The sequence below is a fragment of the Luteimicrobium xylanilyticum genome (genome assembly GCF_009429125.1).
Taxonomy (GTDB): Bacteria; Actinomycetota; Actinomycetes; order Actinomycetales; family Cellulomonadaceae; genus Luteimicrobium; species Luteimicrobium xylanilyticum.
In genome coordinates this window covers 968,306-995,298 of sequence record NZ_CP045529.1, presented here as the reverse complement: position 1 = coordinate 995,298, position 26,993 = coordinate 968,306, and the positions used below count along the sequence as shown (strand labels likewise).

At 74.0% G+C, this 26,993-nt stretch carries 29 protein-coding genes; 8 read left to right on the top strand and 21 right to left on the bottom strand.

The features are described 5' to 3' along the window. Positions 1 to 129: 129 nt before the first annotated feature. Entirely contained in the window at positions 130 to 1,185 is a 1,056-nt protein-coding gene (gene tsaD, locus KDY119_RS04310; protein ID WP_036953216.1) for a tRNA (adenosine(37)-N6)-threonylcarbamoyltransferase complex transferase subunit TsaD, read from the bottom strand. A gap of 104 nt (positions 1,186 to 1,289) precedes the next feature. Between tsaD and KDY119_RS04305 the strand changes: the two genes are divergently transcribed. Continuing rightward, the gene (locus KDY119_RS04305) at positions 1,290 to 1,940 is read left to right on the top strand and encodes a malonic semialdehyde reductase (protein ID WP_036953827.1); all 651 of its coding nucleotides are present in this window, start codon (positions 1,290 to 1,292) and stop codon (positions 1,938 to 1,940) included. Between the two features lie 72 nt (positions 1,941 to 2,012). Here the strand turns inward: KDY119_RS04305 and rimI are convergent, their stop codons facing one another. From rimI to KDY119_RS04275, 6 genes are all read right to left on the bottom strand, one after another. Further along, entirely contained in the window at positions 2,013 to 2,549 is a 537-nt protein-coding gene (gene rimI, locus KDY119_RS04300) for a ribosomal protein S18-alanine N-acetyltransferase (protein WP_083891005.1), read from the bottom strand. Positions 2,550 to 2,560: 11 nt separating this feature from the next. Continuing rightward, positions 2,561 to 3,295, bottom strand: a complete 735-nt coding sequence (tsaB, locus tag KDY119_RS04295; RefSeq protein ID WP_036953218.1) for a tRNA (adenosine(37)-N6)-threonylcarbamoyltransferase complex dimerization subunit type 1 TsaB — start codon at positions 3,293 to 3,295, stop codon at positions 2,561 to 2,563. 34 nt (positions 3,296 to 3,329) lie between these two features. Then, positions 3,330 to 3,881 (bottom strand): tRNA (adenosine(37)-N6)-threonylcarbamoyltransferase complex ATPase subunit type 1 TsaE, encoded by a 552-nt coding sequence (gene tsaE, locus KDY119_RS04290; protein ID WP_036953220.1) that lies wholly within the window; start codon positions 3,879 to 3,881, stop codon positions 3,330 to 3,332. Beyond that, complete coding sequence (gene alr, locus KDY119_RS04285; RefSeq protein WP_153021970.1) at positions 3,878 to 5,092, bottom strand: alanine racemase; 1,215 nt, start codon at positions 5,090 to 5,092, stop codon at positions 3,878 to 3,880. The genes tsaE and alr overlap by 4 nt, the downstream gene beginning before the upstream one ends. Then, positions 5,089 to 6,129 carry a pseudouridine synthase gene (locus KDY119_RS04280; protein ID WP_036953222.1) on the bottom strand — a complete coding sequence of 347 codons (1,041 nt, stop codon included), beginning with the start codon at positions 6,127 to 6,129 and terminating at the stop codon, positions 5,089 to 5,091. The genes alr and KDY119_RS04280 overlap by 4 nt, the downstream gene beginning before the upstream one ends. 147 nt (positions 6,130 to 6,276) lie before the next feature. Beyond that, on the bottom strand, positions 6,277 to 7,887 hold the full coding sequence (locus KDY119_RS04275) for an NAD(P)H-hydrate epimerase (protein WP_153021969.1): 1,611 nt from the start codon (positions 7,885 to 7,887) through the stop codon (positions 6,277 to 6,279). 93 nt (positions 7,888 to 7,980) lie between these two features. On the opposite strand from KDY119_RS04275, the gene KDY119_RS04270 reads away from it, so the two are divergent. Beyond that, the gene (locus tag KDY119_RS04270) at positions 7,981 to 9,024 is read left to right on the top strand and encodes an LLM class F420-dependent oxidoreductase (RefSeq protein WP_036953225.1); all 1,044 of its coding nucleotides are present in this window, start codon (positions 7,981 to 7,983) and stop codon (positions 9,022 to 9,024) included. 214 nt (positions 9,025 to 9,238) lie between these two features. Next, positions 9,239 to 10,174, top strand: a complete 936-nt coding sequence (locus KDY119_RS04265; protein ID WP_051136782.1) for a hypothetical protein — start codon at positions 9,239 to 9,241, stop codon at positions 10,172 to 10,174. A 152-nt stretch (positions 10,175 to 10,326) separates the two neighbouring features. On the opposite strand, the gene KDY119_RS04260 is transcribed toward KDY119_RS04265, so the two are convergent. Then, entirely contained in the window at positions 10,327 to 10,677 is a 351-nt protein-coding gene (locus tag KDY119_RS04260; protein WP_036953227.1) for a holo-ACP synthase, read from the bottom strand. Between the two features lie 22 nt (positions 10,678 to 10,699). Between KDY119_RS04260 and KDY119_RS04255 the strand changes: the two genes are divergently transcribed. Next, positions 10,700 to 11,440 carry an IMP cyclohydrolase gene (locus KDY119_RS04255; RefSeq protein ID WP_153021968.1) on the top strand — a complete coding sequence of 247 codons (741 nt, stop codon included), beginning with the start codon at positions 10,700 to 10,702 and terminating at the stop codon, positions 11,438 to 11,440. A 171-nt stretch (positions 11,441 to 11,611) separates the two neighbouring features. Here KDY119_RS04255 and KDY119_RS04250 read toward each other — a convergent pair whose 3' ends face one another. Together KDY119_RS04250 and glmS are read right to left on the bottom strand one after the other, a co-directional pair. Beyond that, complete coding sequence (locus KDY119_RS04250) at positions 11,612 to 11,947, bottom strand: nucleoside triphosphate pyrophosphohydrolase family protein (RefSeq protein WP_036953229.1); 336 nt, start codon at positions 11,945 to 11,947, stop codon at positions 11,612 to 11,614. A 195-nt stretch (positions 11,948 to 12,142) separates the two neighbouring features. Beyond that, the gene (glmS, locus tag KDY119_RS04245; protein ID WP_036953231.1) at positions 12,143 to 14,008 is read right to left on the bottom strand and encodes a glutamine--fructose-6-phosphate transaminase (isomerizing); all 1,866 of its coding nucleotides are present in this window, start codon (positions 14,006 to 14,008) and stop codon (positions 12,143 to 12,145) included. Between the two features lie 143 nt (positions 14,009 to 14,151). Between glmS and coaA the strand changes: the two genes are divergently transcribed. Next, a complete protein-coding gene (coaA, locus tag KDY119_RS04240) occupies positions 14,152 to 15,141 on the top strand; it encodes a type I pantothenate kinase (protein ID WP_051136849.1) in 990 nt (329 codons plus the stop codon). 9 nt (positions 15,142 to 15,150) lie between these two features. Here the strand turns inward: coaA and KDY119_RS04235 are convergent, their stop codons facing one another. The 6 genes from KDY119_RS04235 to rplM form a co-directional block, all read right to left on the bottom strand. Beyond that, positions 15,151 to 16,008 (bottom strand): siderophore-interacting protein, encoded by an 858-nt coding sequence (locus tag KDY119_RS04235; RefSeq protein WP_036953233.1) that lies wholly within the window; start codon positions 16,006 to 16,008, stop codon positions 15,151 to 15,153. After that, positions 16,005 to 16,703, bottom strand: coding sequence for a DedA family protein (locus KDY119_RS04230; protein WP_153021967.1), 699 nt, complete (start codon positions 16,701 to 16,703; stop codon positions 16,005 to 16,007). The genes KDY119_RS04235 and KDY119_RS04230 overlap by 4 nt, the downstream gene beginning before the upstream one ends. A 178-nt stretch (positions 16,704 to 16,881) precedes the next feature. After that, the gene (locus KDY119_RS04225; protein ID WP_227994516.1) at positions 16,882 to 17,625 is read right to left on the bottom strand and encodes a peptide deformylase; all 744 of its coding nucleotides are present in this window, start codon (positions 17,623 to 17,625) and stop codon (positions 16,882 to 16,884) included. Positions 17,626 to 17,676: 51 nt separating this feature from the next. Beyond that, positions 17,677 to 19,026: a phosphoglucosamine mutase gene (glmM, locus tag KDY119_RS04220; RefSeq protein ID WP_036953237.1), complete on the bottom strand. Its 1,350-nt coding sequence runs from the start codon at positions 19,024 to 19,026 to the stop codon at positions 17,677 to 17,679. Positions 19,027 to 19,145: 119 nt separating this feature from the next. Beyond that, positions 19,146 to 19,640, bottom strand: a complete 495-nt coding sequence (rpsI, locus tag KDY119_RS04215) for a 30S ribosomal protein S9 (RefSeq protein WP_036953239.1) — start codon at positions 19,638 to 19,640, stop codon at positions 19,146 to 19,148. A gap of 46 nt (positions 19,641 to 19,686) precedes the next feature. Further along, positions 19,687 to 20,130 carry a 50S ribosomal protein L13 gene (gene rplM / locus KDY119_RS04210; RefSeq protein ID WP_036953241.1) on the bottom strand — a complete coding sequence of 148 codons (444 nt, stop codon included), beginning with the start codon at positions 20,128 to 20,130 and terminating at the stop codon, positions 19,687 to 19,689. A 336-nt stretch (positions 20,131 to 20,466) separates the two neighbouring features. Between rplM and KDY119_RS04205 the strand changes: the two genes are divergently transcribed. Then, positions 20,467 to 20,880, top strand: a complete 414-nt coding sequence (locus KDY119_RS04205; protein ID WP_036953243.1) for a DUF5709 domain-containing protein — start codon at positions 20,467 to 20,469, stop codon at positions 20,878 to 20,880. A 7-nt stretch (positions 20,881 to 20,887) separates the two neighbouring features. Here the strand turns inward: KDY119_RS04205 and truA are convergent, their stop codons facing one another. Further along, positions 20,888 to 21,814 carry a tRNA pseudouridine(38-40) synthase TruA gene (truA, locus tag KDY119_RS04200; protein ID WP_153021966.1) on the bottom strand — a complete coding sequence of 309 codons (927 nt, stop codon included), beginning with the start codon at positions 21,812 to 21,814 and terminating at the stop codon, positions 20,888 to 20,890. A gap of 100 nt (positions 21,815 to 21,914) precedes the next feature. On the opposite strand from truA, the gene KDY119_RS04195 reads away from it, so the two are divergent. Continuing rightward, positions 21,915 to 22,730 (top strand): ROK family protein, encoded by an 816-nt coding sequence (locus KDY119_RS04195; protein WP_083891009.1) that lies wholly within the window; start codon positions 21,915 to 21,917, stop codon positions 22,728 to 22,730. A gap of 12 nt (positions 22,731 to 22,742) precedes the next feature. Here the strand turns inward: KDY119_RS04195 and KDY119_RS04190 are convergent, their stop codons facing one another. Next, positions 22,743 to 23,243, bottom strand: a complete 501-nt coding sequence (locus tag KDY119_RS04190) for a hypothetical protein (RefSeq protein ID WP_051136784.1) — start codon at positions 23,241 to 23,243, stop codon at positions 22,743 to 22,745. A 136-nt stretch (positions 23,244 to 23,379) separates the two neighbouring features. Between KDY119_RS04190 and lhgO the strand changes: the two genes are divergently transcribed. Further along, positions 23,380 to 24,576 carry an L-2-hydroxyglutarate oxidase gene (gene lhgO, locus KDY119_RS04185; protein ID WP_153021965.1) on the top strand — a complete coding sequence of 399 codons (1,197 nt, stop codon included), beginning with the start codon at positions 23,380 to 23,382 and terminating at the stop codon, positions 24,574 to 24,576. Positions 24,577 to 24,702: 126 nt separating this feature from the next. Here lhgO and rplQ read toward each other — a convergent pair whose 3' ends face one another. The 3 genes from rplQ to rpsK form a co-directional block, all read right to left on the bottom strand. Beyond that, positions 24,703 to 25,260, bottom strand: a complete 558-nt coding sequence (gene rplQ / locus KDY119_RS04180) for a 50S ribosomal protein L17 (RefSeq protein WP_153021964.1) — start codon at positions 25,258 to 25,260, stop codon at positions 24,703 to 24,705. A gap of 113 nt (positions 25,261 to 25,373) precedes the next feature. After that, complete coding sequence (locus KDY119_RS04175; RefSeq protein WP_036953249.1) at positions 25,374 to 26,381, bottom strand: DNA-directed RNA polymerase subunit alpha; 1,008 nt, start codon at positions 26,379 to 26,381, stop codon at positions 25,374 to 25,376. A 160-nt stretch (positions 26,382 to 26,541) separates the two neighbouring features. After that, on the bottom strand, positions 26,542 to 26,946 hold the full coding sequence (rpsK, locus tag KDY119_RS04170) for a 30S ribosomal protein S11 (protein ID WP_036953251.1): 405 nt from the start codon (positions 26,944 to 26,946) through the stop codon (positions 26,542 to 26,544). Positions 26,947 to 26,993 lie beyond the last annotated feature (47 nt).

The following is a 26,993-nucleotide window of genomic DNA, read 5'->3' as shown; positions in this document are numbered from 1 at the left end:
GACCATGCGAGCGTCCCCCTTTTCGACGCCGAACAGGGGTGTGCTCACATGCTCGCCACGAGGGCTGGTGCACAGCCGCATGCTCGGCCCCGATGTCCGGCCCGGACACGTGCCGTCGTCGAGCGGGGCTCAGACCGTGACGGTCGTGAGCGGCATGGACGAGTCGACGCCGATGTCCAGGTCCGACGGTGCGACACCGGCCGCGACGACGGCGGACCCGAGCGCCGCGATCATGGCGCCGTTGTCGGTGCAGTACCGGATCGGCGGGATGCGCAGCGTGATGCCCTCGGCGGCGCAGCGTTCGGCCGCCATGTCGCGCAGCTGCGAGTTGGCGGAGAACCCACCCCCGACGACGAGGGTGTCGACCCCGTGGCGGTGGCACGCCGCGATCGTCTTGGCCGTGAGCACGTCGGCGACGGCGGCTGCGAAGGAGGCTGCGACGTCGGGCAGGGGGATCTCCTCGCCTGCGTCGCGCTTGGTCTCGACCCAGCGCGCGACCGCGGTCTTGAGGCCGGAGAACGAGAAGTCGTAGGCGTGCTTCTCCTGGTCCTTCGCGGCGGTGAGGCCGCGGGGGAAGCGGATGGCGTCGGGGTTCCCCTCGCGCGCGAGCCGGTCGATGTGGGGGCCGCCCGGGTAGGGCAGGCCGAGCAGGCGGCCGACCTTGTCGAAGGCTTCGCCGGCGGCGTCGTCGAGGGTCGAGCCGAGCTCGGTGACCTTCGTGGCGATGTCGTCGACGAGGAGCAGCGAGCTGTGGCCGCCCGACACGACGAGCGCCATGAACCGCTCGGGGAACGGCCCGTCGACGAGCGCGTCGACCGCGGCGTGGCCGATCACGTGGTTGACGCCGTAGAGCGGCTTGCCGAGCCCGAGCGCGAGGGCCTTCGCAGCGCTCGCCCCGATCGTGAGCGGGCCGACGAGCCCCGGGCCGGCGGTGACGGCGATCGCGTCGACCTCGGACAGACCGACGCCCGCGGTGCCGAGCGCGCGCTCGATCGTCGGGATCATGGCCTCGAGGTGGGCGCGGCTCGCGACCTCGGGAATGATTCCCCCGAACCGCGCGTGCTCGTCCATCGAGCTCGCGACCGCGTCGACGAGCAGCTCGCCTCCACGCACGAGCGCGACACCCGTCTCGTCGCACGACGTCTCGATGCCGAGGACGAGGGGGGCTCCGGGCTGGTCAGGCATGTCCCCAGAGTAGTGGGGACGGCGCACCGGCAGGTCGTTGCCGTGTGGCACACGTCACGTCCGCGCTGGGAAGATCGGTTGTCGTCTCAACTGTTGTGCAGGTCATGAGCATCGACACCACGACCGAGGACATCGACCGCGAGCTCGACGCGCTCGGTGCCGCCCTCGCCATCGACGACGCCACCGCGGACCTCCTCTTCCGCGAGGCCCACACGACCTACGGCTACGCCGACGAACCCGTCACGGACGAGCAGGTCCGCGCCGCCTGGGACCTCGTGCGCTGGGCGCCGACCATGATGAACTCGCTGCCGATGCGCCTGCTCGTCGTCCGCTCGGACGAGGGCAAGCAGCGCCTCGCCGCGCACATGGCCGAGGGCAACCGGCAGTCCGTGCTCGACGCGCCCGTCACGATCGTCGCCGCCGCCGACCCGGCCTTCCACCGCCACTTCAAGACGCTCGCGCCGTTCCGCGAGGACGCCGAGGAGCAGTTCGAGGCCATGGGCGAGGCGCGTGAGGGACTTGCCCGCACGTCGTCGCTCATCCAGGTCGGTTACCTCATCCTCGGGCTGCGCGCCGCGGGCCTGGCCGTCGGCCCCAAGACGGGCTTCGACGCGGCGGGCCTCGACGCCGACCTGCTGGCCGACAAGGGCTGGAAGTCGCTCGTCGTGATCACCGCGGGTGTCGCGGCCCCCGAGGGCGCGCACAAGCCGCGCCAGGCGCGCCTCGACTTCGAGACCGTCGCCGAGGTCATCTGAGTCCTCACCGAACCCGCGAAGGGCGCCCGGACCAGCACGGTCCGGGCGCCCTTCGCGCGTCCGGACGACGCCTCAGGCCGCGTCCGCCGACCCCAGCTCCAGCCGCATCGTGTAGGCGTCGACGTCCTCGGGCTGGTAGTAGCGCTTGCGGATGCCGAGCTGCTCGAAGCCGTACTTCGCGTACAGGTTGAGCGCGGGCTCGTTGTCGACGCGCACCTCGAGCAGCACCGCCTCCGCGTGCAGCTCGCGTGCTCGCCCGATCAGCGCCTCGAGGAGCTGCGAGCCGATCCCGTGGTGCTGGTAGCGCTCGTCGACGCCGATCGTCATGACCTGCACGACGTCGCCGTCGAACCACAGCCCCGCGTACCCGACGAGCGGCTGGGATCCCGCCGCGTCGATCCGCACCGGCTCCGCGGCCACGTACCACCGGCCGAGGGCCGCGAGCTCCTGCGCGAATATCCCGTAGCTCCACGCGCCGCGCCCGAAGAGCTCGACCTCGAGCTGCACGACCCGGCGCAGGTCGGACGCGCGCAAGGGGCGGATCCGCGTCCCCACCACGCCGGGGTCGGTGGGCGGCGTCGCTCCTGTGTCGGTCTGGGTGTCGGCCATCGTGACCTCCCTCAAGCGCTCGCGCGCTTCGGTGCGCCCGGGACCTGGGCGTCCGGACGGCGCAGGTACAGCGGCGTCGTGGGCAGCTCCCCGCCCGCGGCGTGCCGGGCCAGGGCGAGGCGCGCCAGCACGACGGGGTCGGGCACGTCGGGGGCGTCGCCCGATGCCTCCGGGTCGGTCGCGGCAGCCGAGACGGCCTCGCCCAGCTCCGGGTAGAGCGCGGCACCCTGCCCGACGACGACGGCCCCGTCCGCGTGCCCCGCGGCCACGACGTCCGCGGCGCGCGCCACGTCCGGGCCGGCGACCGTCTCGACGACGGCAACACCGTGCGGTCCCTCGTGCGCGACGACCCGGTACCGGGCCCAGTAGACCTCGCGGCGGCGGGCGTCGGTGGCGACGAGCACCTCGTCGTCGGGCTCGAGCCCCAGGTCCCCGACCGCCTGGGCGGCGATGGCGTCGAGGCTGCACACGCCCCACACCGGGACACCCAGGGAGAGCGCGAGCGTGCGCGCCGTGACGAGGCCCACGCGGAGGCCGGTGAACGGAGCGGGACCCGTGCCCGCGACGACCGCCGTCAGCTCGGACCGGTGGACCTGCGCCTCGTGCAGGACCTCGGAGACCAACGGGGCGAGGAGCTCGGCGTGCCGGCGCTGCTCACGGGCGACGCGTGACGCGAGCCGCTCGCCGCCTTCCCCGACCAGGGCGACGGCGACGGCCGCTGACGTGTCGACTGCGAGAACTGCCACGGGACCAGCGTAGGTGCTGCCGCCCGTGCCGGGGTCAGGGAACGGCGGTGGTCGGTTGCCCGGGCAGTTCGACGTCGGCCCAGCGCTCCCCCACGGCCGTGACCGTCGCGTGCCGGACGCCCGAGTCGCCGTCGCCCGCGTCGTCGTCGGCGTCGCCCCCGTCGGCCCCGGCCGTTCCGGTGAAGCCCCCGTGCGGGCGCTCGAGCCGCACCTCGAGGCGGTCGTCGGCGAGCTGCTCGACGAGCCCCTCGCCCCACTCGACGACCGTCACGACGTCCTCGAGGCTCGAGTCGAGGTCGAGCGCGTCGACCTCGTCGAGCGAGCCCAGCCGGTACGCGTCGACGTGGACCAGGCCCGGGCCGGGGGTCACGGGCGGGTGCTCGCGCGCGATGATGAACGTGGGCGACGCGACCTGGCCGCGCACGCCCAGGCCGCCACCGATGCCCTGCGTGAGGGTGGTCTTCCCGGCCCCCAGGTCTCCCGTGAGGACGACGAGGTCGCCGGCCCGGAGCACCGCGGCGAGCGCGCGCCCGAAGGCGCGGGTCGCGTCGGCGTCGGCCAGGTCGAGGGCGTAGCTGCGGCTCATGCGTCCTCCGCCCGGGACACCCGGGCCTGCGTGTCGACGTGGACGCGCGGGATCCGAGACCCCAGGCGCGTGGTGATCTCGTAGCTGATCGTGCCCGCGGCATCGGCCCAGTCCTGCGCGGTCGGCGCCGTGCCCCCGCCCGGCAGCGGCTCGTCGACACCGAACAGCCGGACCGTGTCGCCGGCCTGCTCGGTCGCGTCCGGCCCGAGGTCGAGCACGACCTGGTCCATGCACACGCGCCCCGCGATCCGTACGACCCGGGCTGCGCCGTCGTGCCCGACGAGCAGCGGGCCGCCCGGGCCGGCGCTGCCGCCCGACGCGTGGCGCGGGATCCCGTCGGCGTAGCCGAGCGGGACGACGCCGAGCGCGGTGTCCTGCGTCGTCGTGTACAGGTGCGCGTAGGACACGCCCTGGCCCGCGCGGACCCGCTTCACGGTCGCGAGGTCGGCCTCGAGCGTCATCGCCGGGACGAGCCCGAGCTCGCGCGGTGCCGCGAGCTGCGGCACCGGCGACATCCCGTACACCGCGAGCCCGGGGCGCACGAGGTCGTAGTGCAGCGCGGGCGCGGTGAGCGTGGCCGCCGAGTTCGCGAGGTGCCGCACCTCGAGGCGGGCACCCGCACGCTCGGCGTGCTCGACGACGTCGTCGAAGACGACCCGCTGGGCCCGCACGCTCGGGTGGTCCGGCTCGTCCGCGAGCGCCAGGTGCGACCACAGCCCCACGAGGCGGACGGTCCCCTCCGCCTCGGCCTTGAGGAGTGCCGGGAGGACGGAGTCGACGTCCTCGGCCAGGACGCCGTTGCGGCCGAGCCCGGTGTCGACCTTGAGGTGCACGCGCGCGGTGCGCCCGGTGGCGCGCGCCGAGCCGACGACGGCGTCCACGGCCCAGGGCGCCGCGACCGACACGTCGACGTCCGCCTCGAGCAGGGCGACGAAGTCGACCCCGGGGGCGTGCAGCCAGGTGAGGATCCGCGCGTCGTCGGGCCCGATGCCGGCCGCCCGGAGCGCGAGGGCCTCGGACGCCTGCGCGACGCCCAACCACGTCGCCCCGCCGGCGAGCGCCGCGCGGGCCGCCGGGACCAGCCCGTGACCGTACGCGTCGGCCTTGACGACCGCCATCACGGCCGCCCCCGGCGCGCGCTCGCGCAGGGTCCGCACGTTGTGGCGGATCGCGGCGAGGTCGACGACCGCCCGGGCGGGATAGGTGCTCACGGTGTCCCATCCTCGCACTCCGCGACCGCCGAGCCCGAGCCGTCGGGCCAGGACCGGGGCCACGGTCCGGGCCACGCGTCGAGCCGACGGCGCGACTCGAAGCGACGACGCTCGCCGGTGTACGGGTCGGTGAAGGCGACGAAGCGCGCGAGGAGCTGGAGGGGGTCGGACCAGTCGTCCTCGGCCACGTCCCGCAGGACGGGGTAGAACGGGTCGCCGAGGATCGGGACGCCGAGCCGGGCCAGGTGCAGCCGGAGCTGGTGGGTGCGGCCCGTGCGCGGCTCGAGTCGGTAGAGCCCGAGGTCGGTGGCGGTCGCAGCCCCCGGCGGGCGGGGAACCGCTCCCGGCCAAGGGCACGTCCCGACGAGCGACACGCGGCTCTCGGCGTTCGGCGTGCCGGGGACCTCGGCCGCGCGCAGCACGCCGCGCTCCTTGACGATCCGGCTGCGCACCACGACGGGCAGCTCCAGGTCCGGGCGGACGGGCGCGACCGCGAGGTACTCCTTCTCGAGGCCGCGCGTGTCGAGAAGCTGCTGGTACGCGCCCCGGACCTCGCGGCGCACCGTGAACACGACGACACCCGCGGTGACCCGGTCGAGGCGGTGGATCGGCGACAGCTCCGGCAGGTCCAGCTCGCGTCGGAGCTGGACGAGCAGCGAACGCGCGACGTACGCCCCGCGCGGGAGCGTCGCGACGAAGTGCGGCTTGTCGACCACCAGGAGGTCGTCGTCGCGGTGCAGCACCTCCGCGCGGAACGGAAGCTCCGGCTCGACCGGCGGGTCGCGGTAGAGCCACACCGTGTCGTGCGGGCGGTACGGCGTCGCCGCGTCGACCGGGGTGCCGTCGTCGAGCAGGACCTCGCCCGTGGCGACCTTCTCGCGGAGCCGCGGCTCGTCGTCGGGAAACCGCCCGACGAGGTAGGCGAGCACCGTCGCCGGGGCGGCTTCGGCGTCTGCGGCCGGGACGGGCAGGCGGAGCCGGGTCGGGTTGAGGCCGTCGCGCACCGGGAGGGGCGGCGGGGTCCTGCGGCGGGGCACGCCCCACCGTAACGCTCGCGTCGGGAGCGTCGGGCGTAGCGGCACCGACCACCACATCGACCGTGAAGAGCGGCGCGTCGCACGGCGGCGCGCGGGAGAATCGTCCATCGTCGGGTCGGTGGTGCCCGGTTGTGGTGACCGGTGCCGCTACGCCCCGCGCAGGAGGTCCGCGACGACGCGCGGGACGGCGTCGGCCACGGCGAGCGCGTTCACGGGCCCACCCGGGTTGGCGGCGCGGGCGGCCAACCCGTGCACGCTCGCGGCCGCTGCGGCGAGCGTCGCGGCGAGCGACGGGTCGCGCAGCACCTCGTCCGACCGCGCGGCGAGCAGCGTCCCGAGCAGCCCGGTGAGCACGTCGCCCGCGCCCGCGGTCGCGAGCCAGGCCGGCGCGTCGGCCTGCGCATACAGGGCGCCGCCCGTCCCGACGACGACCGTCACCGCGCCCTTGAGCAGGACCGTCGCGCCGGTCAGGTCGTGCGCGAGGCGGGCGTGCTCGAGCGGCGCGGCCTCGACCGCGGCCCGCTCGACCTGCTGGCTCCGCGCGCGCAGCAGCGTCGCGAGCTCGCCCGCGTGCGGGGTCAGCACGACCGTCGGCGGCACCCGGGCGGGCAGGAGCGACAGGGCGCCCGCGTCCACGACGACGGGGACGCGATCGCCGTCGCCGGTCGCGGCCGCGAGCGCCGCCCGGACCTCGTGGTGCTGGGCGAGGACGTCAGGTCCGACGGGAGCGTCCGCGTCGGACGGCGCCGCCGGCAGGCCGGGGCCGACCGCCCACGCCTGAACCCTCCCGCGGGCGGGCACGACCTCGGGCCGCGCACCGACGACCGCGTGCGACACCGCCTCCGGCCCGACGTACCGCACCATCCCGACGCCGGCGCGCACGGCCGCGGTCGCCGCCAGCACGGCCGCCCCGGGGAACTCCGACGTCCCCGCGACGACGCCGAGCACACCGCGCGCGTACTTCTGCGAGGACGCCCCCGGGACCGGCCAGAGCCCTGCGACGTCGTCGTGCTCGAGGCGGCACAGCGCCCACCCCGCGCCGTGACGCCGCGTGCGGGGGGCGTCCAGCCCCAGCCCGATGTCGGCGACCTCCACGCGGCCCGCGAGCTCCGCCGCCGGGGGCAGCAGCAGGCCGCGTTTCACCGCGCCGAACGTCACGGTCACGTCGGCGCGCAGGACCAGTCCGGGCACGGTGCCGTCGTCGACACCGACGCCGCTCGGGACGTCGACGGCCACGACCACGGGACGCCGCGCGGTGCCCGCGAGCACATCGTTCAGCCGCTCGACGACATCCGCACCCGTCCCCCGCAGCGCGCCGCGCGCGCCCGTGCCGAGGAGCGCGTCGAGCACCGCGTCGCTCGCCGCGACGTCCGCCACCGCCCGGTCGAGCGTCGACCCGGGCGCCGCAGCGTCACCGCCCACGGGGGCGCCGTCGTCGGACAGGTCCACGAACCGGCCGCCGACGCGCAGCAGGGCGTCGCGGCCACCGTCGTGCACCCGGGACCCCACGCCGTACGCGGTCACCGCGACCCCGCGACCCCGCAGGTACGCCCCGGCGAACAGCGCGTCCCCGCCGTTGTTCCCCGACCCGACGAGAAGGGCGACGCGCGCTCCGACGACCCGCCCCCGGCGGGCCGCGAGCTCCCGGAGCGCCGCCCGCGAGAGGGCGAACGCCGCCCGCTCCATGAGCGGCACGCCCGCGTCGAGGAGGGGCTGCTCGGCGGCGCGCACGACGGCGGCGGTGTGGGCTTCGATCACCCCGTCATCATGCGACGCCGCGCGCCGCGCCGCCGTCCGGGCCCCGGCCGCCCGGCAGGGCGCGAACCGTTTCGACCGCGGTACGGTCGTGCCATGCGATTCGGAATCTTCATCCCGCAGGGCTGGCGTCAGGACCTCACGGGCATCGACCCCGCGAAGCACTGGGAAGTCATCCACTCCCTCGCACGCCGCGCCGACACCGCCTTCGCCGGAGAGGGCCTCCCGGGCGCCCAGCACGCGTGGGAGTCCATCTGGGTCTACGACCACTTCCACACCGTCCCCGAGCCCACCCACGAGGCGACGCACGAGGCGTGGTCGCTCATGGCCGCGTTCGCGGCGTCGACCGAGCGCGTGCGACTCGGCCAGATGTGCACCTGCATGTCGTACCGCAACCCCGCCTACCTCGCGAAGGTCGCGACGACCGTCGACCACGTGTCGGGCGGCCGCATCGAGATGGGCATCGGCGCGGGCTGGTACGAGCACGAGTGGCGGGCCTACGGGTACGGCTTCCCCCGCGCCGGGCTGCGCCTCGACGCGCTCGCCGAGGGCGTCGACATCATGGCCCAGATGTGGCGCACCGGTGAGGCCACGCTCGACGGGTCGGTCTACCAGGTCGCGGGCGCCCGCAACTACCCGCAGCCGCTACAGCACGCGGCGGGCGAGGCCGCCGGGCCGAGCATCCCGCTGTGGATCGCGGGCGGCGGCGAGAAGCGCACCCTGCGCATCGCGGCCGAGTACGCGCAGTACACGAACTTCGCGGGCGACCTCGAGACGTTCCGGCACAAGTCCGAGGTGCTGGCCGGCCACTGCGCCGACCTGGGCCGCGACTTCGGCGAGATCACCCGCTCCGGCAACTTCAACGTCGTCATCGGGGCGACCGAGAAGGACGTCCAGGACCAGCTCGACTGGATCGACTCCCACCTGCGCAAGACCGTGTCGGACGAGAAGGCCGACGGCGAGATGCAGAGCCTGCGGAGCGGGCCGCTCGTCGGAACGCCGGAGCAGGTCGTCGAGCGGATCGGAGAGCTCCGCGACGCGGGCCTCGCCTACACGATCGGCTACTTCCCGGGGATCGCCTACGACACGACGGGCGTCGAGCTGTTCGAGCGCGAGGTCGTCCCGGCCTTCCAGTCCTGATCCGCGCCTCCCCCCTTCTCGCCGAACACGGGATCTGCGTCCGTCCAGCTGCGCTGACGGACGCAGATCCCGTTGTCGTCGTGCGCAGATCCCGTGCTCGACCGCGCCTCCTTGTTCGGGCGACGGCATCCACAGGCGACCCCGACCGGCCCGTCGTCCCCAACGCACGTACCGCCCGGACCGCGCGCAGGGGCCGACACATTGACATGGGTCCGTGCACCGACGGACCGAGACACCTCCCGCACTCTTCGCGCTCGCCCAGTCCCAGGGTGGGCTCGTCTCCGTAGCCCAGCACCGGGAGCACGGCCTGACCGACGCGTCCGTGCGCGGGCTGGTCCGGCGACGCGAGTGGCACCGCCCGACGTCGGGAGTGCTCGACCTGCGCACCCCGCCGCCGGCCGGGCTGTCCGTGTTCGACCACGCCCGACGACGGGCCGCCTGGCTCGCGCTCCTCGCCTACGGACCCGACGCGATCAGCGTCGGGGCGTGCGCGCTCGTCCTCCACGGCGTCGAGGGCGCCCCGCTCCGCCTCCGCGCCGAGGCCGCCCTGCCGCGGGCGAGCGACCGGACGTCCCGGCACGGGATCGCGCTGCGCCAGTTCGACGACGGTCTCGAGACCGTCATGATCGACGGTCGACGCGTCGCGAGCATCCCCTGGGCGTTGGCCCAGGCCGTACCCGAGCTCCCGCGCAGCCGAGGCCTTGCCGTGCTCGACTCCGCGCTCTACCGCAAGAAGCTCGACGCCGTGGGGCTCGAGCGAGCGCACGACCTCGCACGCGGCCGGCGCGGCGTCGCCACGCGGCACGATCTCTGGGAGCTCGCGGACTCCCGCTCCGAGTCGCCGTTCGAGTCGAGCACGCGACTCGAGTGCGTCGAGGAAGGCATTCCGCCGGACGTCCTCCAGCTCCCGTTGGTGGACGCCGACGGCCGGGAGATCTCACGCGGCGATGCAGGCTGGCGCAAGCGTGACGGCCGCTGGCTGGTCGCCGAGCTCGACGGCCGGGAGGTGCACGACACCCCCGAGGCCGTCTTCCGGGACCGCACGCGGCAGAACCTCTGGGTATCGACGGGCGCCGTGGACGTCCTCCGGTTCACCCCGCGCGACGCCGGCTCGATCGCGCCGGCGATCCGGCGCGCGCTCCGCCGTTGAGGCGGACGGCTGCCCGCATCCCGGCGGTCCGCGACCCTGCCGACCTCCCCGCCGAACACGCGATCATTGCCCGCCGACCACGGGCTCTGCGCCCGTCCGGTCCCCATGACGGGCGCGAAGCCCGTGTTCGGCGGGAGGAGCGGGAGGGACCGTCACCCCTCCGCGACGACCATCGCCGACGCGATCCCGGCGTCGTGCGAGATGGACAGGTGGAAGGTCGCGATGCCGAGCTCGTCGGCGCGGGCCTTGACGGTCCCCCGGATCTCGACGACGGGCGCACCTCCCTCGACCCGGTGCACGGTCGCGTCGTGCCACCGCATCCCGCCCGGTGCGCCGAGCGCCTTGGCGATGGCCTCCTTAGCGGCGAACCGGGCCGCGATCGACGCCGGCGGCAGGTCGCGCTCCGCCTCCGTGAACAACCGCTCCCGCAGCGCGGGCGTGCGTTCGAGCGTCGCCATGAACCGCGCGACGTCCACGACGTCGATCCCGACCCCGATGATCATTCCCGAAGCCTAGAGTGTGTCCGTGAGCGTGCCCCGAATGTCCGACGTCCTGGTCCCCGGCACCTACCCCGGCCGCGTCGTCGTGCTGGCGCGCACGCCTGTGGGCGAGCTGCTCGGCGGGGTCGCGCTGACCGGCCGTTCGCGGCGCTCGCGCGAACGCGTCCTCGTGCCCGACGACGGCGCGCTCGTCGTCGCCCCGGCCGCCCCCGGTCCGGGGTCGGGTCGTGCGCCCGGTGGCGCCCTCACCGCGCGGGACCCGCTGCGCCACTACACGGCGGCGGTCAGCGACGAGGCGTGGACGGTGTTCGGGAACGGCGACCACGTCGAGACGGTCGCGAAGCGCCTGGCCACGGACACGGACCCGCGGCTCGCCCTCGACGGGCTGGAGTACGAGCCGGACCCGCCGATCTTCACGCCCCGGATCACGGCGGTCGTCGAGCGGTCGACGGGCCACGCCTGGCTGGGTGCGGCCCGGCACGCCGAGGGGCTGCGGTCGGGCTCCGACGTCACCGTGACGACGCTCGGCGAGCTCGGTCCCGGCGAGGGGGTCGTGCTGTCCACCTACGAGCCGGGGGTGGCGGCGACCGAGCCGTTCCCCGTCGCCGCGCGGCGTCACCGGGACGTCGTGACGCGCGCGGGCGGCGCGATCACGCTCCTGGACGAGCTGTGGTCCGCGCTCCGCGGCCCGCACCGGGTCGCGGCGGCCACCTTCGTCCCGCGCGACGGCGTCCTGGGCCCCGTGCGGCTCGAGGACGCCGACTGACGGTCGTCGTCGACGACGATCGATGCCCCACCCCACCCCACCCCACCGCCGAACACGGGCTTTGCGTCCGTCAGCTCACGCGGACGGACCGAGACCCCGTGTTCGGCGGACGTGAATCGCGTGTTCGGCGCGGGGCGCGGCGGGTGTGATCCGTGTCGCGGGTGCGAAGGATCAGGCCTCGAGCCGGTCCTCGGGCTCGATCAGGTGCCTCCACCGGAACCACTTGTGCTCGATCTCGGCGTCGAGGTCGACGTCGAACCGGCGTGCCACGAGCAGGAGCTGGGCGAGGACGTCGGCGAGCTCGGCGCGGAAGGCCGCGTCGACGTCGTCCGGCGCGGCACCACGGTCCCGGGAGCGTCCGCTGCGCTCGAGGTAGGCCTGCGTGAGCTCGCCGACCTCCTCGTGGAGCTTGAGGACGAGCCAGTCGTCCGTCCGCTCGACCCCGTACCGCCGCGCGTACACGCGTGAGATGACCTCGAGCTCGTCGCCCAGCTCCCGCAGCTCCATCCCTCGAGTATCGACGCCCCGACCCGCACGTCGCGCCGCCGCCACGCACGGCGGCCTCGATCGGAGCACGGCGGGCCCGAATCACGCTGCGCCGCCGAGGACGGGCTCCCCGCGCGCCGAACACGGGCTCCAGGCCCGTCAGCTCGCGCGGACGCCCGGAGAGCCCGTGTTCGGCGCGAGAGGGAGGGCGCGGGGCTACTCGACCGTGACCGACTTCGCGAGGTTGCGCGGCTGGTCGACGTCCAGCCCGCGCGCCGTCGCGAGCTCGCACGCGAAGATCTGGAGCGGCACGACGCTCAGCAGCGGCGACAGGAGCGTCGGTGCCTCGGGGACCCAGAACACCTCGTCGGCGTAGGGCTTGACGTCCTCGTCGCCGTCCTCGGCGATCACGAGGGTCCGGGCACCGCGGGCTCGGATCTCCTGGATGTTGGAGATCACCTTGGAGTGCAGCGAGTCGCGTCCGCGCGGCGAGGGCACGATGACGAACACGGGCTGCCCGGGCTCGACGAGCGCGATGGGCCCGTGCTTGAGCTCGCCCGCGGCGAAGCCCTCCGCGTGGATGTAGGCGAGCTCCTTGAGCTTGAGCGCCCCCTCGAGCGCGACCGGGTACCCTACGTGCCGACCGAGGAAGAGGACGGAGTCGGAGTTCATCCAGCGCGCGATGACGCGGACGTGGTCGCCGCGGTCGAGGACCGTCTGGATCTTGTTCGGCATCGCGCGCAGGTCGGCGAGCTCCTCGGCGATCTCGTCGGGGAACTTGTTGCCGCGGACCTGGGCGAGGTACAGCCCCAGCAGGTAGGTGGCCGTGATCTGCGCGAGGAACGCCTTGGTCGAGGCGACGGCGATCTCGGGGCCGGCGTGCGTGTAGAGGACGGCGTCGGACTCGCGCGGGATGGTCGACCCGTGGGTGTTGACGATGGACAGGACCTTGGCGCCCTGCTCCTGCGCGTGCCGGACGGCCATGAGCGTGTCCATGGTCTCGCCGGACTGCGTGATCGCGACGACCAGCGTCTTCTCGTTGACCACGGGGTCGCGGTAGCGGAACTCGTGCGCGAGCTCGACCTCGACGGGGATGCGGCACCAGTGCTCGATCGCGTACTTGGCGACGTGCCCGGCGTAGGCGGCGGTGCCGCATGCGACGACGACGATCTTGTCGACCGCGCGAAGCACCGACTCCTCGATGCGGAGCTCGTCGAGCTGGAGCCGGCCGGCGGCGTCCGTGCGGCCGAGGAGGGTCTCCGCGACCGCCTGCGGCTGGTCGTGGATCTCCTTGTCCATGTAGGTCCGGAAGCCGCCCTTCTCGGCCGACGACGCGTCCCAGTCGACCGTGTACCGCTTCGGCTCGACGACGCGGCCAGCGAAGTCGGTGACGACCACCGCGTCGGGCGTGATGGTGACGACCTCGTCCTGACCGAGCTCCAGCGCCTCGCGCGTGTGGGAGACGAACGCGGCGACGTCGGACCCGAGGAAGTTCTCGCCGTCGCCGAGCCCGACGACGAGCGGCGAGTCGTGCCGCGCGCCGACCACGGTGGACGGCTCGTCGGCGTGGACGGCGAGCAGCGTGAAGGTGCCCTCGAGGCGCCGCGCAGTGTCGCGGATCGCGGAAGCGAGGTCGCCCGTCTCGCGGTACGCCTTGGCGAGGAGGTGCCCGGCGACCTCGGTGTCGGTCTCGGAGTGGAACTGGACGCCGTCGGCGAGGAGCTCGTCGCGCAGGATCGCGAAGTTCTCGACGATGCCGTTGTGGATGACGGCGAGCCGGCCACCGTCGGCGAGGTGCGGGTGGGCGTTGGCGTCCGTCGGGCCGCCGTGGGTGGCCCAGCGCGTGTGGCCGATCGCCGCGGTCGCGTCGGGGAGCGGGTCGAGGCTGATCGCCTCGACGAGGTTCGCGAGCTTGCCCGCCTTCTTCCGGCTCGCGACACGCTCGGCGCCGGGCGCCACGAGAGCCACCCCCGCCGAGTCGTAGCCCCGGTACTCGAGCCGGCGCAGGCCCTCGAGGACGACCTCCAGAGGACGTTGCGACGGTGCGTCGGCAGCGCCGACGTAGCCCACGATTCCGCACATGCCGCCGAGCGTAACAAGCGAGAAATTCGTTATGGCCCCTGCAATTCCGCGGCTCCGGGGGCTTCGAGGACGGTCGCGACGGCACGGACCGCCCTCGCCGCACTGGCACAATCGTGCGGGTGACCGACCCCCTCGACGACACGGTGGACTCCCCCGGCCTCCGCGCGGCCGCCCTGGCCGACCCGCTGCGGAGCGCCTCCCCCTACGTGGACCTCGACCGTGCGGCGTGGGCACGGCTGTCCGAGTCCACCCCGCTCCCGCTGACCGACGCCGACGTCGACCGGCTTCGCGGCCTCGGGGACCCGATCGACCTGGCCGAGGTGGACGCCGTCTACCGGCCGCTCTCGCGGCTGCTCAACCTGCACATCGCGGCGACGTCCCAGCTCCACGAGGCCACGAGCACGTTCCTGCGCGAGGACTCCGGTGGGACGCCGTTCGTGATCGGCATCGCCGGGTCGGTGGCGGTCGGCAAGTCGACGACGGCCCGCGTGCTCCGGGAGATGCTGGCCCGCTGGCCCGAGACCCCGCACGTGGAGCTCGTCACGACGGACGGCTTCCTCTACCCGAACGCCGAGCTGCAGCGCCGCGGCCTGATGGAGCGCAAGGGCTTCCCCGAGTCCTACGACCGCCGCCGCCTCCTCCGCTTCCTGTCACGCGTCAAGGCCGGCTGGGACGAGGTCGCGGTTCCCGTCTACGACCACCTGACGTACGACATCGTGCGCGGGCAGGAGAAGGTCGTCCGCCGACCGGACGTCCTCATCGTCGAGGGGCTCAACGTCCTGCAGCCGGCCCGGCCCATCCCGTCGGGCATGGCGGACGACTCCGCGACGGCGGTGAGCGACTTCTTCGACTTCACGATCTACGTCGACGCCCGGACCCGGAACATCCGCCAGTGGTACGTCGACCGCTTCCTGGCCCTGCGCCGGACGGCGTTCGCGAAGCCCGAGTCGTTCTTCCACCGCTACGCGTCGCTCACCGACGAGCAGGCCGTCGAGCGCGCGCGGGAGATCTGGGACTCGATCAACGCGCCGAACCTCGAGCAGAACATCCTGCCGACGCGCGGGCGCGCGACGCTGGTCCTGACCAAGGGCCAGGACCACGCCGTGCAGCGCGTGCGTCTGCGCAAGCTCTGACCCGCGAGGTCAGTCGGGGTCGGTCGGGTCGAGAGGCTCGTGGTGGTCGCGGTTCGTGACGCCGCGCTTCCAGTACCCGTCGACCTTGACCTGGTCGTGCGGCAGACCGAGCTCGTGCCGCAGGTAGCGGCGCACCGGGATCAGGGTGGTCGCCTCGCCCGCAGCCCAGACGAACGTCGTCGCGCCGACGTCGAGCGAGCGCACCGCCTCCGCGACCTGGCCGGGCCCGTCGATCCGGTAGAGCCGCTCGACGGACGCCCGCGCGAACGGGCTCGGGCCGCCGTCGGGCGCGGGAGCGTCGACGTACGCGTCGGCCTTCTCGTCCGCGAGGTCGAGGATCACCGTGACCGCGACCCCCGTGGGCGCCTGCTCGATCCACCGCGCCGCGGCGGGCATCGCCGTCTCGTCGGCGACGAGCACGAGCCGGTCGATGCCGGCAGGGACGCCACGGGACCCGCGCGGTCCCGCGACGACGAGCTCGTCGCCCACCTCCGCTGACGCCGCCCAGGACGACGCAGGACCGGCGGGGGCGCCGTCGTCGACGCCGTGCAGGACGAGCTCGAGGTCGAGCTCGGTGCCGTCCGCGGTCGCACGCAGGGCCCGGGGCGTGTAGTCCCGCGAGACGCTCACGCCCGACGTCGGACGCTGGAGCGTCCCGTCGACCGTGCGCGGTGCGTGCAGCTCGCCCGTCGCCGGGTCGGGGAAGAACACCTTGACGTGGTCCTCAGGCCCCTCGGCGGGCAGGTCGGCGAGCTCGTCCCCGGCGAACGTCACGCGGACGACGCTCGGGGCGAGTCGGATGACGCGCGCCACGCGTGCGCGGCGGGCGGCCAGGTCGTGGCGGGAACCGGTGCGTTCGAAGGTCACCGGACGAGTGTGCCACCGTCAGGCACCGCCACGGCCGGTGCGACCGCAGCCTCGTCGGCCGCGACCTCCGACACGGCGGCCCGGGCCGCACGCCGCGCCCACACCACGGTGACGATCCGGTCGATGCCGAGCCCGAGCAGGAGTCCGACGACGACGCCCACGGCCATCGCGAGGAGCGGCCGCTCCCCGAGCCACGCGGCGGACGCCAGCCCGACGAGCACCGAGCACGCACCCCAGAACACGGCGGCCAGGCCGGAGACGGCCATGAACCGGCGGCGGGGGTAGCGCACGGCGCCGGCGCTCATGTTGACCGCCACGCGGCCCACGGGCACGTACCGGGCGGCGAGGATGAAGGTCGCGCCACGGCGCTCGAGCGCGTAGCGCGCCCACGCCACGGCGCGCCGACCGCGCGGCCCACGCAGCAGCCGGACCCGGTCCGTCCCGATCCATCGTCCGAGCTGGTAGGCGACCTGGTCGCCGCTCCAGGCTCCCACGACGGCGGCAGCCAGCAGCAGCCACAGGTTCGGGTCGTGGCCGGTCGTCGCCGCCACGGCCAGCGCGATGACCACGGACTCGGAGGGGACGGGAGGGAAGAACCCGTCGACGAGGCAGAACAGCACGACCGCGGGATAGATCCACCACAGGCCCGAGGCCGCCAGGATCCCGTCCTGCAGGTGCTGGAGCAGCTCGCCCATCAGGTCCTCTCTCCCGTCGCGTCGCGACGCGGACCGCGAACGCGGCCCGTCCACCTCAGCGTACGGATGCGGAGGGTGCCTCGGCATGGGGAAAGCCCCCGAATCACCCCGGGGGTGGACCCTGACCCGACCAGGGTCGGACCGGGCGTCCCACCGGGTCGTCCGGGCGGACGACGCGCTACTCCACGTGGAAGCCGAGCAGCTCCCCGACCTGCCCGGTCGGCACCCCGCCCCACAGGCGGGCAGCGTTGTCGTTCGTCATGAGCGAGCGCGTCTCGACGCGGTCGACGTAGACGACGCCGTCGAGGTGGTCGGTCTCGTGCTGGACGATCCGCGCCGACCAGCCGGTGACGATCTCGTCGACGTCCGCGCCGTGCTCGTCCTGGGCCACGAGCCGGACCGACCGGAAGCGTGCGACCACGCCCTGGTATCCCGCGAACGAGAGGCAGCCCTCGGCGAACGACCGTCGCTCCACCCCGCGGCGGGAGCCGTCGTCGCGCACCGCCCCGGGCGTCGGCACGCCCTCGTACCGCGGGTTGACGAGGGTGCGGTGCGGCAGCGGGGCGCGCTCGCGCTCGGCCGCCGCCTCCTCGTACCCGGCGGGGAACCCCGGGTCGTGCAGGACGGCGATCCGCAGCCCGAGCCCGATCTGCGGTGCGGCGAGCCCGACCCCCGGCGCCGCGACCATGGTGCTGCGCATGACCTCGAGCAGCAGCGGCAGCGCGTCGCCGAGCTGTCCCGTGTAGGGCAGGGCGGGGCGGCGCAGCACGGGGTGGCCGAGCTGGACGATCGGCAGGACGCCATCCTGCGCGGTGTCGAGCAGGCGGAGCACGTCCTCGCGCAGCCGGTGGTCGACGCCGCCGGACCAGGGTCCAGCGGGGTCGCGGGTCGAGTCGGCGGCGCGGGGCTCGGGAGTGCTCACCCGGTCAGCGTAGCGACGCGTCCGGCGCCGAGGCTCCGAGCGGGGCGACGCTCAGAGCGCGAGCCGCTCCTTCACGGTGCCGGCGAGGAGTGCCGCGACGCCGTCGGCCTCGGACTGGGTCGCCGCCTCGACCATGACGCGGACGAGCGGCTCGGTGCCGGACGGGCGCAGGACCACGCGCCCCGTCGCACCGAGTGCCGCTTCGGCGCGCGCGATCTCGGCGCGGAGCTCCTCGTCGTGGTCCGCGCGCGCCTTGTCGACGCCGGACACGTTGACGAGCGCCTGAGGCAGCTTCTCGATCTCGCCCGCGAGGTCGGCCAGCCGCCGACCGCTCCGGCGCACGTGCGCGGCGAGCTGGAACGCGGTCAGGATCCCGTCGCCCGTGGTCGCGAACTCCGACACGATGATGTGCCCGGACTGCTCGCCACCGAGCGAGTACCCGCCCTCGCGCATCGCCTCGAGCACGTAGCGGTCACCGACGCCCGTCTGCACGGTGCTGATCCCGGCGCGCTGCATGGCGAGGATCAGGCCCAGGTTGCTCATCACGGTCACGACGAGCGTGTCCCCCGCCAGACGCCCTTCCGCGGCCCGGGCGAGCGCGAGGATGCCCATGATCTTGTCGCCGTCGACGAGCGCGCCCGTGTGGTCCACCGCGAGGCAGCGGTCGGCGTCGCCGTCGAACGCGACCCCGAAGTCGGCCTCCGACGCGACCGTGACGGCCTGCAGCTGCTCCGGGTGCGTGGAGCCGCACTTCTCGTTGATGTTGCGCCCGTCGGGGCTCGCGTTGATGACGACGACGTCCGCTCCGGCGGCGCGCAGCGCCTCCGGTCCGACCTCGCTCGCCGCGCCGTTCGCGCAGTCGACGGCGATCCGCAGCCCCTCGAGGGAGCCCTCGATCGACTTGGCGAGATGCTCGACGTAGAGGCTCCCCGCCTGGCCGGTGTCGCGGTGGATGCGGCCGACGTCGGCGCCCGTCGGGCGGTCCCAGGGCTCCTCGAGCCGCTGCTCGATAGCGTCCTCGACGCTGTCGTCGAGCTTGAGGCCGCCGCGCGCGAAGAACTTGATGCCGTTGTCGGGCATGGGGTTGTGCGACGCCGAGAGCATGCAGCCGAGGTCCGCGCCCAGGGCGTCGGTCAGGAACGCCAGGGCCGGTGTGGGGAGGACGCCGACGTCGAGGACGTCGACCCCGGCGCTCGACAGCCCCGCCGCGACCGCGGACGAGAGGAACTCGCCCGACGCACGGGGGTCCCGCCCGACGACGGCGCGGGGCCGGTGTCCCTCGAACTCCCCGGCCGTGCCGAGCACGTGTGCCGCCGCGACCCCGAGGTCGAGGGCGAGCTCCGCCGTGACGTCCTTGTTGGCGAGGCCTCGCACCCCGTCCGTCCCGAACAACCGACCCATGTGCTAGATCCTGCTCCCTCGTACGACTCGCGGTGACCCGCAGCGGTCCTGACAAACCCCCGAAAACACCGACGGCCCCGACGGAACGAGTCCGTCGGGGCCGTCGGCCGGCGCTGAGATCAGCGCTTGGAGTACTGCGGCGCCTTGCGGGCCTTCTTGAGACCGGCCTTCTTGCGCTCCACGACGCGGGCGTCGCGGGTCAGGAAGCCCGCCTTCTTGAGGGTGGCGCGGTTGCTGTCCTCGTCGATCGCGTTCAGGGCCCGGGCGATGCCGAGGCGCAGCGCGCCGGCCTGGCCGGAGATGCCGCCGCCGCTGATGCGGGCGATGACGTCGAAACGGCCCTCGATGTCGAGGATCGTGAACGGCGAGCTCACGAGCTGCTGGTGCACCTTGTTCGGGAAGTAGTCCTCGAGGGTGCGGCCGTTGATCTTCCACTGGCCGGAGCCGGGAACGAGGCGAACGCGGGCGATCGCCTCTTTGCGACGACCCAGGGCCTGCCCGGGTGCCGTGAGGGACTGGCCGCGGCCGCTGGAGGCGGCGGCGGCAGACTCGGTGGTGTAGGTGCTGGGGGCGTTCTCGTCCAGCGTGTCGGTGTCGACGGTGGTCTCGGCCACTGTGGGTGTCCTCGCGTCCTTGTGCTTGTCTGTCAGCGAGCCGAGCTCACTGGGCGACCTGAGTGATCTCGAACGGCTTCGGCTGCTGAGCGGCGTGCGGGTGCTCAGAACCCGCGTAGACCTTCAGCTTGCCGAACTGCGCGCTGCCGAGGCTGGTCTTCGGGAGCATGCCCTTGACCGCCTTCTCGACGGCCCGCTCGGGGTGCTTCTCGAGCAGGTCCGCGTAACGGGTGGCGCGCAGACCGCCCGGGTAGCCGGAGTGGCGGTACGCCAGCTTCTGCTCGCGCTTGTTGCCGGTCAGGGCGACCTTCTCGGCGTTGATGACGATGACGAAGTCACCGCCGTCGACGTGGGGCGCGAAGGTGGCCTTGTGCTTGCCTCGCAGGAGGGTCGCCACGTGGCTGGCCAGACGGCCCAGGACGACGTCGGTCGCGTCGATGACGTACCAGTCGCGCTGGACGTCGCCGGGCTTCGGGGTGTACGTACGCACGGTCGTAGCCTTCGTTTCGGTTCGGTCTTCTTCGGCGCAGCGAACTGCGACCGACGAGTGTTCGTCTGAGCGCTCCAGAAGCCTGCCTCCGACCATGAGCCGGACGTGACGGGCCAGCGAGTGGGCGCACGGTTTCCGTCAGCGGTTCGGCCAGGGGGTCGGGCAAGGAAGCACAACGACTGTCAAGGGTACCGTGGCGCCCGCGGTGGGGTCAAAGCGGCCGGTCCGGCACCCGGAACGACCCAACCCGGCGCCGCGCAGCCCCGACCGGGCGCCCTCGGCACGGACCGCCGGCCCGCCGCTGCGCACGCACGCGGAGGGTGCGAGGCTGGGCGTATGAGCGAGAACTACCCCGACGGCCTGCCCGAGGGCCTGGACGACCGCGACGACTGGTCCGAGAGCGAGACGGAACAGCTCGACCCCGAGGACACCCTGATCGACCGCGGGCTCGCCGACCCGCTCGACGAGGGCTACGACCCCCCGGAGCGCCCGCGCACCAACCACTTCGGCGAGACCGAGGAGGAGGAGCGCGAGGGCGAGAGCCTCGACCAGCGGCTCGCCGAGGAGGAGCCCGAGGAGTGGGACGAGGAGCCCGTGGTGGACGAGGGCCGCGCGGGCCGGCTCGCGGAGGACGACGACGCCGCGGGCGGCCGCGACAACGACGTCTACGGCGTCGACGAGGGCATCTCGGGAGCCGGCGCGAGCGCGGAGGAGGCCGCCGTCCACTACGTGGAGGACGACGAGGGCTGAGCGCCGCTCACGAGGAGGTCGGGGCCTCCCAGACGTCCTCGTCCATGCGCATCGCCCGGATGCGCTCGGCGCGAGACGCGAGGTCGGCGTCGGGCGGGTAGGCGACGGCCTCGAGCACCAGGCCGTGCGCCGGCACGACGCCGCCCGCGGCGTCCCGGCGACGCGCGGCGAGCACCTCCGCGAGCCACGTCACGGGACGCCGGCCCTCCCCCACGGCCAGGCTCGCGCCGACGAGCGCCCGCACCATGTTGTGGCAGAAGGCGTCGGCACGGACGTGCGCGACGACGAGCCCCTCGTCCGGGCCCTCGTCGGGCCGGTCCCACCGCAGCTCCTGGAGCTCGCGGATCGTCGTCGCGCCGGGGCGGGGCTTGCAGAAGGCGGCGAAGTCCCGCACCCCGAGCAGCGGGCGCGCGGCGGCGTCCATCGCCGCGACGTCGAGGGGCCGACGGGTCCACAGCACCCAGCCGCGGTGCAAGGGGTCGCGCAGGTCCGGCCGGTCGGCCACCCGGTAGGTGTAGCTGCGGTGCAGCGCGGAGAACCGCGCGTCGAAGCCGGCGGGGGCGGGCGCGGCTGCCCGCACGACGACGTCGTGCGCGAGGACACCGCCCAGGCGCGCGACGAGCGCGTCCCCGGGCGCGCGGTCCGACCGCCCCGGCAGGCTGGCCCACTGCCGCGCGGTCAGGTCGACGTGCGCGACCTGACCTCGAGCGTGCACCCCGGAGTCGGTCCGGCCGGCGACCTGGACACGGGGCGGCGGCTCCCCGTTCGCCTCGGCGCGCAGGACCGTCGCGAGACCCTCCTCGAGGAGGCCCTGGACGGTGCGCAGCCCGGGCTGGCGCGCCCACCCGGCGAAGCCCGCGCCGTCGTACGCGAGGTCGAGGCGTACGCGGACTCCGGGCTGTTCTACGGTGGTCGGGGCGGGCTGGTCGGTCACGCTCTCATTGTCGGGGACGCCCCGGAGTCGTCAGCACGTGGTGGAGCGCGAGACTCACCACGGTCTGACAACTCGCCCGGGACAGGCCTACCGTGCTCGCATGCCCGAGCCCCGCACGCCCGACCCGCGCCAGGCCACGCACCGGCCGCCCGCGCCCGACGACGCCGCGACGATCACGCTGTCCGTCGACTGCGGCGGCAGCGGGATCAAGGCAGCCGTCCTCGACGCCGCCGGCACGGCGCACGCCGAGCCCGTCCGCGTGCCCACGCCGTACCCGCTGCCCCCCTCGCGGCTCGTCGAGACCATCGCCGAGATCGCCGCCGGCCTCCCCCCGGCCCAGCGTGTGACCGTGGGGCTGCCGGGCATGATCCGGCGCGGCGTCGTCGTGCACACGCCGCACTACATCCGGCCCCGGGGCCCCCGCACCGCGGTCTCGGCCGAGCTCGCCGACGCGTGGCGCAGCATGGATGTGCAGGCTGCCGTCGGCGAGCGTCTCGGTCTGCCGGCGCTCGTGCTCAACGACGCGGAGGTGCACGGCGCCGGCGTGATCGCCGCGTCCGGGCTCGAGCTGGTCCTCACGCTCGGCACGGGCCTGGGCTCCGCGCTGTTCCTCGGCGGGTCGCTCGCGCCGCACCTCGAGTGGTCGCACGCCCCGGTGCGCCCCCGCACCACCTACGACGAGTTCGTCGGCGAGCCCGAGCGGCGCCGCCTGGGCAACGCCCTCTGGTCGAGGCGCGTCCTGCGCGTCGTCGAGGGGCTGCGGCCCGTGTTCTGGTGGGACCGCCTCTACCTCGGTGGCGGCAACGCCCGCCAGATCACGCGCGGCGTGCTCGACCGGCTCGGCGACGACGTCGTGGTCGTGCCGAACTCCGCTGCGCTCGTGGGGGGCGCGCGGGCCTGGTCTCTTCCCCGCTGACGTCGGACGGTCTCAGGCGGGGAGGATCTGGGCGCGACGCTGCACCACGAGGCTCTGGATCCCCAGGACGACGCCGAGGTAGAGGAGCAGCGAGGCCGAGCCGAGGCCCGACAGCCCGTGGTCGGCGTGGTCGATCAGCACGTCGAGCCCGAGGTGCGCCCCGATCGCCACGAGCCACAGCAGCACGGTGAGCCCGGTGCCCTGCCGGACGACCGTGCCGTCCGTGTCCCGCCACACGCGCACCTGCGAGCCGCGCCACGCGGCCAGCGCCCCGCCGACCACGACGCCCAGCGCGAGGAGCGCCAGGACCGACGCCGGGACACCGGCGGCCGGCGCGGAGCTTCGCAGGAACGAGGCCGTCTCGTAGAGCCCGACGGCCGCGAGGATCACCGGCGCACGGAGCGAGGACGGCTTGACGGGCCGCTTCTGCACCTGGCGCGACAGGATCCAGACCAGGACCAGGAGCCCGAGGACGATGTTGACGGCGAGGCTGGTGTCGGCTGTGCTGATCATGGCTCCAGCCTTCCGGCCGGAGGCCCTGCCCGGCAGGGCCGGACGTCACAGGGGTCGCATGACATCCGTCATCGGCCCCGGCGCCGCCGGCGGCGCGGCGCTTGAGCGACGAGCCTCCGCCCGGGATGCTGGGGCGATGACCAGGAGCATCGCCGTCGTCGGCGGCGGGATCGTCGGGGTCGCGGTCGCCCGCGCGCTCGCCCGCCGCGGGGACGAGGTGACGGTGCTCGAGAAGGAGCACCGCCTCGCACGCCACCAGACAGGCCACAACTCGGGCGTCGTCCACGCCGGCCTGTACTACGCTCCGGGCTCGCTCAAGGCGACGCTCTGCGCCGCGGGGCGGGTGGCGCTCCACGACTACTGCCTCGAGAAGGACCTTCCGTACCGCGAGCTCGGCAAGCTCGTCGTCGCCGTCGACGAGAGCGAGCTGCCCGCGCTCGCCGAGATCGAGCGACGGGCGCGGGCCAACGGCGTGCCCGACCTGCGCCGTCTCGACGGCGCCGCCGCGCTCCGCGAGATCGAGCCGCACGTCGCCGGAGTCGCGGCCGTGCACTCGCCCCGCACGGCGGTCGTCGACTACGCGGCGGTCACCGAGGCGATGGCGCAGGACGTCCGTGCGGCGGGCGGCCGCGTCCTGCTCGGCCACGAGGTGACCGGGCTGACCCCGGCGAGGCCCGCCGACCGCGTCCGCGTGGTCACGCCCGGCCTGGACGAGGCGTTCGACCGGGTCGTGGTGTGCGCCGGGCTCCAGTCGGACGTCGTGGCGCGGCTCGTTGGCGCCGACCCCTCGCCGCGCATCCTCCCGTTCCGCGGCGAGTACTGGACGCTCGCTCCCGACCGCGCCTCGCTCGTCCGCGGGATGGTCTACCCCGTGCCGGACCCCCGCTTCCCGTTCCTCGGCGTGCACTTCACCCGGGGCGTGTACGACGCCGTCCACGTGGGGCCCAACGCCGTCCCGGCTCTGCGCCGCGAGGGGTACGGCTGGTCGCAGGTCTCGCTGCGGGACACGTGGGAGTCGCTGCGGTGGCCCGGGGCGGGTGCCCTCGCGCGGCAGCACTGGCGCATGGGGATCGACGAGATCGGCGGCTCGCTGCTCAAGCCCCTGTACTACCGGCGGGCGCGCCGGTTCGTGCCCGAGCTGCGACCGTCCGACCTGGCCGCGCGCGCCGCGGCAGGAGTCCGCGCCCAGGCGTGGGCGCGCGACGGGTCGCTGGTCGACGACTTCGCCGTCGACCAGGTCGGCGCCGTGACTCTGCTGCGGAACGCGCCGTCGCCCGCCGCGACGTCGTCGCTGGCGGTCGCGGATCACCTGGTCGAGCACCACGTCACCTGACCCGGGCCACCTGAACCGAGCCGCGTCGCCCGACGGCGTCAAGTCCCCGGGGTGCGCCCCCGCAGACGGCGATGGGGTCCGTCCCGCAGGTGCGGAACGGACCCCATCGGGCGTGCGAGCGACGGCTCAGGCCTCGGACTTCTCCTCGGCCGCAGCCTCGGCGACGGGGGCCTCGTCGGTGGCCGGAGCCTCGGCGGGCGCCTCGGCCTCGGCGTCCGGGGTCTCCTCCGCGGCCGGCTTCTCGGCGGCCTTCTTCGCGGCGGGCTTCTTGGCAGCCTTCGTGGTGGCCTTCTCGGCCTCCTTGACGACGGCCTGCTTCGGGCTCACGGGCTCGAGGACGAGCTCGATGACCGCCATGGGGGCGTTGTCGCCCTTGCGGTTGCCGACCTTCGTGATGCGCGTGTAGCCGCCCTGGCGCTCCGCCATCGTGGGCGCGATCTCCGTGAAGAGCGTGTGCACGACGCTCTTGTCACGGACGACGGTCAGGACGCGACGACGCGCGGCGAGGTCGCCACGCTTCGCGAAGGTGATGAGACGCTCGGCGAGGGGGCGCAGGCGCTTGGCCTTCGTCTCCGTCGTGGTGATGCGGCCGTGCTCGAAGAGGCTCGTCGCGAGGTTCGCGAGGATGAGGCGCTCGTGAGCCGGGCCACCGCCGAGCCGCGGGCCCTTGGTGGGGGTAGGCATTGGGTTGTGCTCCTTCGTGGGCTGAGGCCTGGCCGGCCAGTCCTCAGTGCGGGATGGTGGCCTGCGGCGCCGCGGCGCCGCAGGCCAGACTCATCGACTGCTCGGTGAACGGGTCAGAACGTCTGCTCGTCGTCCGTGTACTCGTCGTCGCCGTAGTACTGCGCGGCGGTCGGGTCGAAGTCCAGCGGCGAGTCCTTGAGCGACAGGCCGAGCTTCGCGAGCTTCTCGGTCACCTCGGTGATCGACTTGGCGCCGAAGTTCCGGATGTCGAGCAGGTCGGCCTCGCTGCGCGCCACGAGCTCACCCACGGAGTGGATGCCCTCGCGCTTGAGGCAGTTGTACGAGCGGATCGAGAGGTTGAGCTCCTCGATCGGCAGCGCCAGGTCGGCGGCGAGCGCCGCGTCCGTCGGCGACGGGCCGATCTCGATGCCCTCGGCCTCGACGTTCAGCTCGCGGGCGAGACCGAACAGCTCGGTGAGCGTCCGACCGGCCGACGCGAGGGCGTCGCGCGGCGAGATCGCCGGCTTCGTCTCGACGTCGACGACGAGCTTGTCGAAGTCGGTGCGCTGCTCGACGCGGGTGGCCTCGACCTTGTACGTGACCTTGAGGACCGGCGAGTAGATCGAGTCGACCGGGATGCGGCCGATCTCCGAGTCGTACGCCTTGTTCTGTGCGGCCGACACGTAGCCGCGGCCCCGCTCGACCGTGAGCTCGATCTCGAGCTTCGCGGAGTCGTTCAGCGTCGCGATGTGGAGCTCGGGGTTGTGCACCTCGATGCCCGCCGGCGGGACGATGTCGGCCGCCGTGACGACGCCGCCGCCCTGCTTGCGCAGGTACATGACGACCGGCTCGTCGTTGTCCGAGGACACGACCAGGCCCTTGATGTTGAGGATGATCTCGGTGACGTCCTCCTTGACCCCGGGGATCGTCGAGAACTCGTGCAGCACGCCCTCGATACGGATCGAGGTGACGGCCGCGCCGGGGATCGACGAGAGCAGGGTGCGACGCAGCGAGTTGCCGAGCGTGTAGCCGAAGCCCGGCTCGAGCGGCTCGATCGAGAAGCGGGAACGGTGCTCCGAGATGACCTCTTCGGTCAGGGTGGGGCGCTGTGCGATGAGCACTGGTGGGTTCCTTTCGGTGTGCGTCCGCCATATGACGCATCACGGTGAGGGTGCAGATGCACGCCCGGTGCGGGGAGCCGGAACCCGAGGGCTCCGACCCGACCACGTCCGGACGCACGGTGCCGCGGGGCGCGTGAGCGCCCCGCGGCGACGAGCGAGGTCAGACGCGGCGGCGCTTCGGCGGACGGCAGCCGTTGTGCGCCTGCGGCGTCACGTCCTGGATCGAGCCGACCTCGAGGCCGGCCGACTGCAGCGAGCGGATCGCGGTCTCACGACCGGAGCCCGGGCCCTTGACGAAGACGTCGACCTTCTTGACGCCGTGCTCGGCCGCCTTGCGGGCCGCGGCCTCGGCGGCCATGCCGGCCGCGTAGGGGGTCGACTTGCGCGAGCCCTTGAAGCCGACGTCGCCGCCGGAGGCCCATGCGATCACAGCGCCCGACGGGTCCGTGATCGAGACGATCGTGTTGTTGAAGGTGCTCTTGATGTGCGCCTGGCCGAGCGGGACGTTCTTCTTGTCCTTGCGGCGCGGCTTGCGGCCGGCGGCGGCGCGGGTCTTGGGAGGCATGTCCTGAGATTCTCCTGGGGTGAGGTGTTCGGACCGGCGGACCGTCG

Bases quoted from the DNA above. Each gene is read 5' to 3' on its own strand.
- tsaD (WP_036953216.1), bottom strand. From the start codon at position 1,185: ATGCCTGACCAGCCCGGAGCCCCCCTCGTCCTCGGCATCGAGACGTCG.
- KDY119_RS04305 (WP_036953827.1), top strand. From the start codon at position 1,290: ATGAGCATCGACACCACGACCGAGGACATCGACCGCGAGCTCGACGCG.
- rimI (WP_083891005.1), bottom strand. From the start codon at position 2,549: ATGGCCGACACCCAGACCGACACAGGAGCGACGCCGCCCACCGACCCC.
- tsaE (WP_036953220.1), bottom strand. From the start codon at position 3,881: ATGAGCCGCAGCTACGCCCTCGACCTGGCCGACGCCGACGCGACCCGC.
- KDY119_RS04270 (WP_036953225.1), top strand. From the start codon at position 7,981: ATGCGATTCGGAATCTTCATCCCGCAGGGCTGGCGTCAGGACCTCACG.
- KDY119_RS04260 (WP_036953227.1), bottom strand. From the start codon at position 10,677: ATGATCATCGGGGTCGGGATCGACGTCGTGGACGTCGCGCGGTTCATG.
- KDY119_RS04250 (WP_036953229.1), bottom strand. From the start codon at position 11,947: ATGGAGCTGCGGGAGCTGGGCGACGAGCTCGAGGTCATCTCACGCGTG.
- glmS (WP_036953231.1), bottom strand. From the start codon at position 14,008: ATGTGCGGAATCGTGGGCTACGTCGGCGCTGCCGACGCACCGTCGCAA.
- KDY119_RS04230 (WP_153021967.1), bottom strand. From the start codon at position 16,703: ATGGGCGAGCTGCTCCAGCACCTGCAGGACGGGATCCTGGCGGCCTCG.
- glmM (WP_036953237.1), bottom strand. From the start codon at position 19,026: ATGGGTCGGTTGTTCGGGACGGACGGGGTGCGAGGCCTCGCCAACAAG.
- KDY119_RS04205 (WP_036953243.1), top strand. From the start codon at position 20,467: ATGAGCGAGAACTACCCCGACGGCCTGCCCGAGGGCCTGGACGACCGC.
- KDY119_RS04195 (WP_083891009.1), top strand. From the start codon at position 21,915: ATGCCCGAGCCCCGCACGCCCGACCCGCGCCAGGCCACGCACCGGCCG.
- KDY119_RS04190 (WP_051136784.1), bottom strand. From the start codon at position 23,243: ATGATCAGCACAGCCGACACCAGCCTCGCCGTCAACATCGTCCTCGGG.
- lhgO (WP_153021965.1), top strand. From the start codon at position 23,380: ATGACCAGGAGCATCGCCGTCGTCGGCGGCGGGATCGTCGGGGTCGCG.
- rplQ (WP_153021964.1), bottom strand. From the start codon at position 25,260: ATGCCTACCCCCACCAAGGGCCCGCGGCTCGGCGGTGGCCCGGCTCAC.
- rpsK (WP_036953251.1), bottom strand. From the start codon at position 26,946: ATGCCTCCCAAGACCCGCGCCGCCGCCGGCCGCAAGCCGCGCCGCAAG.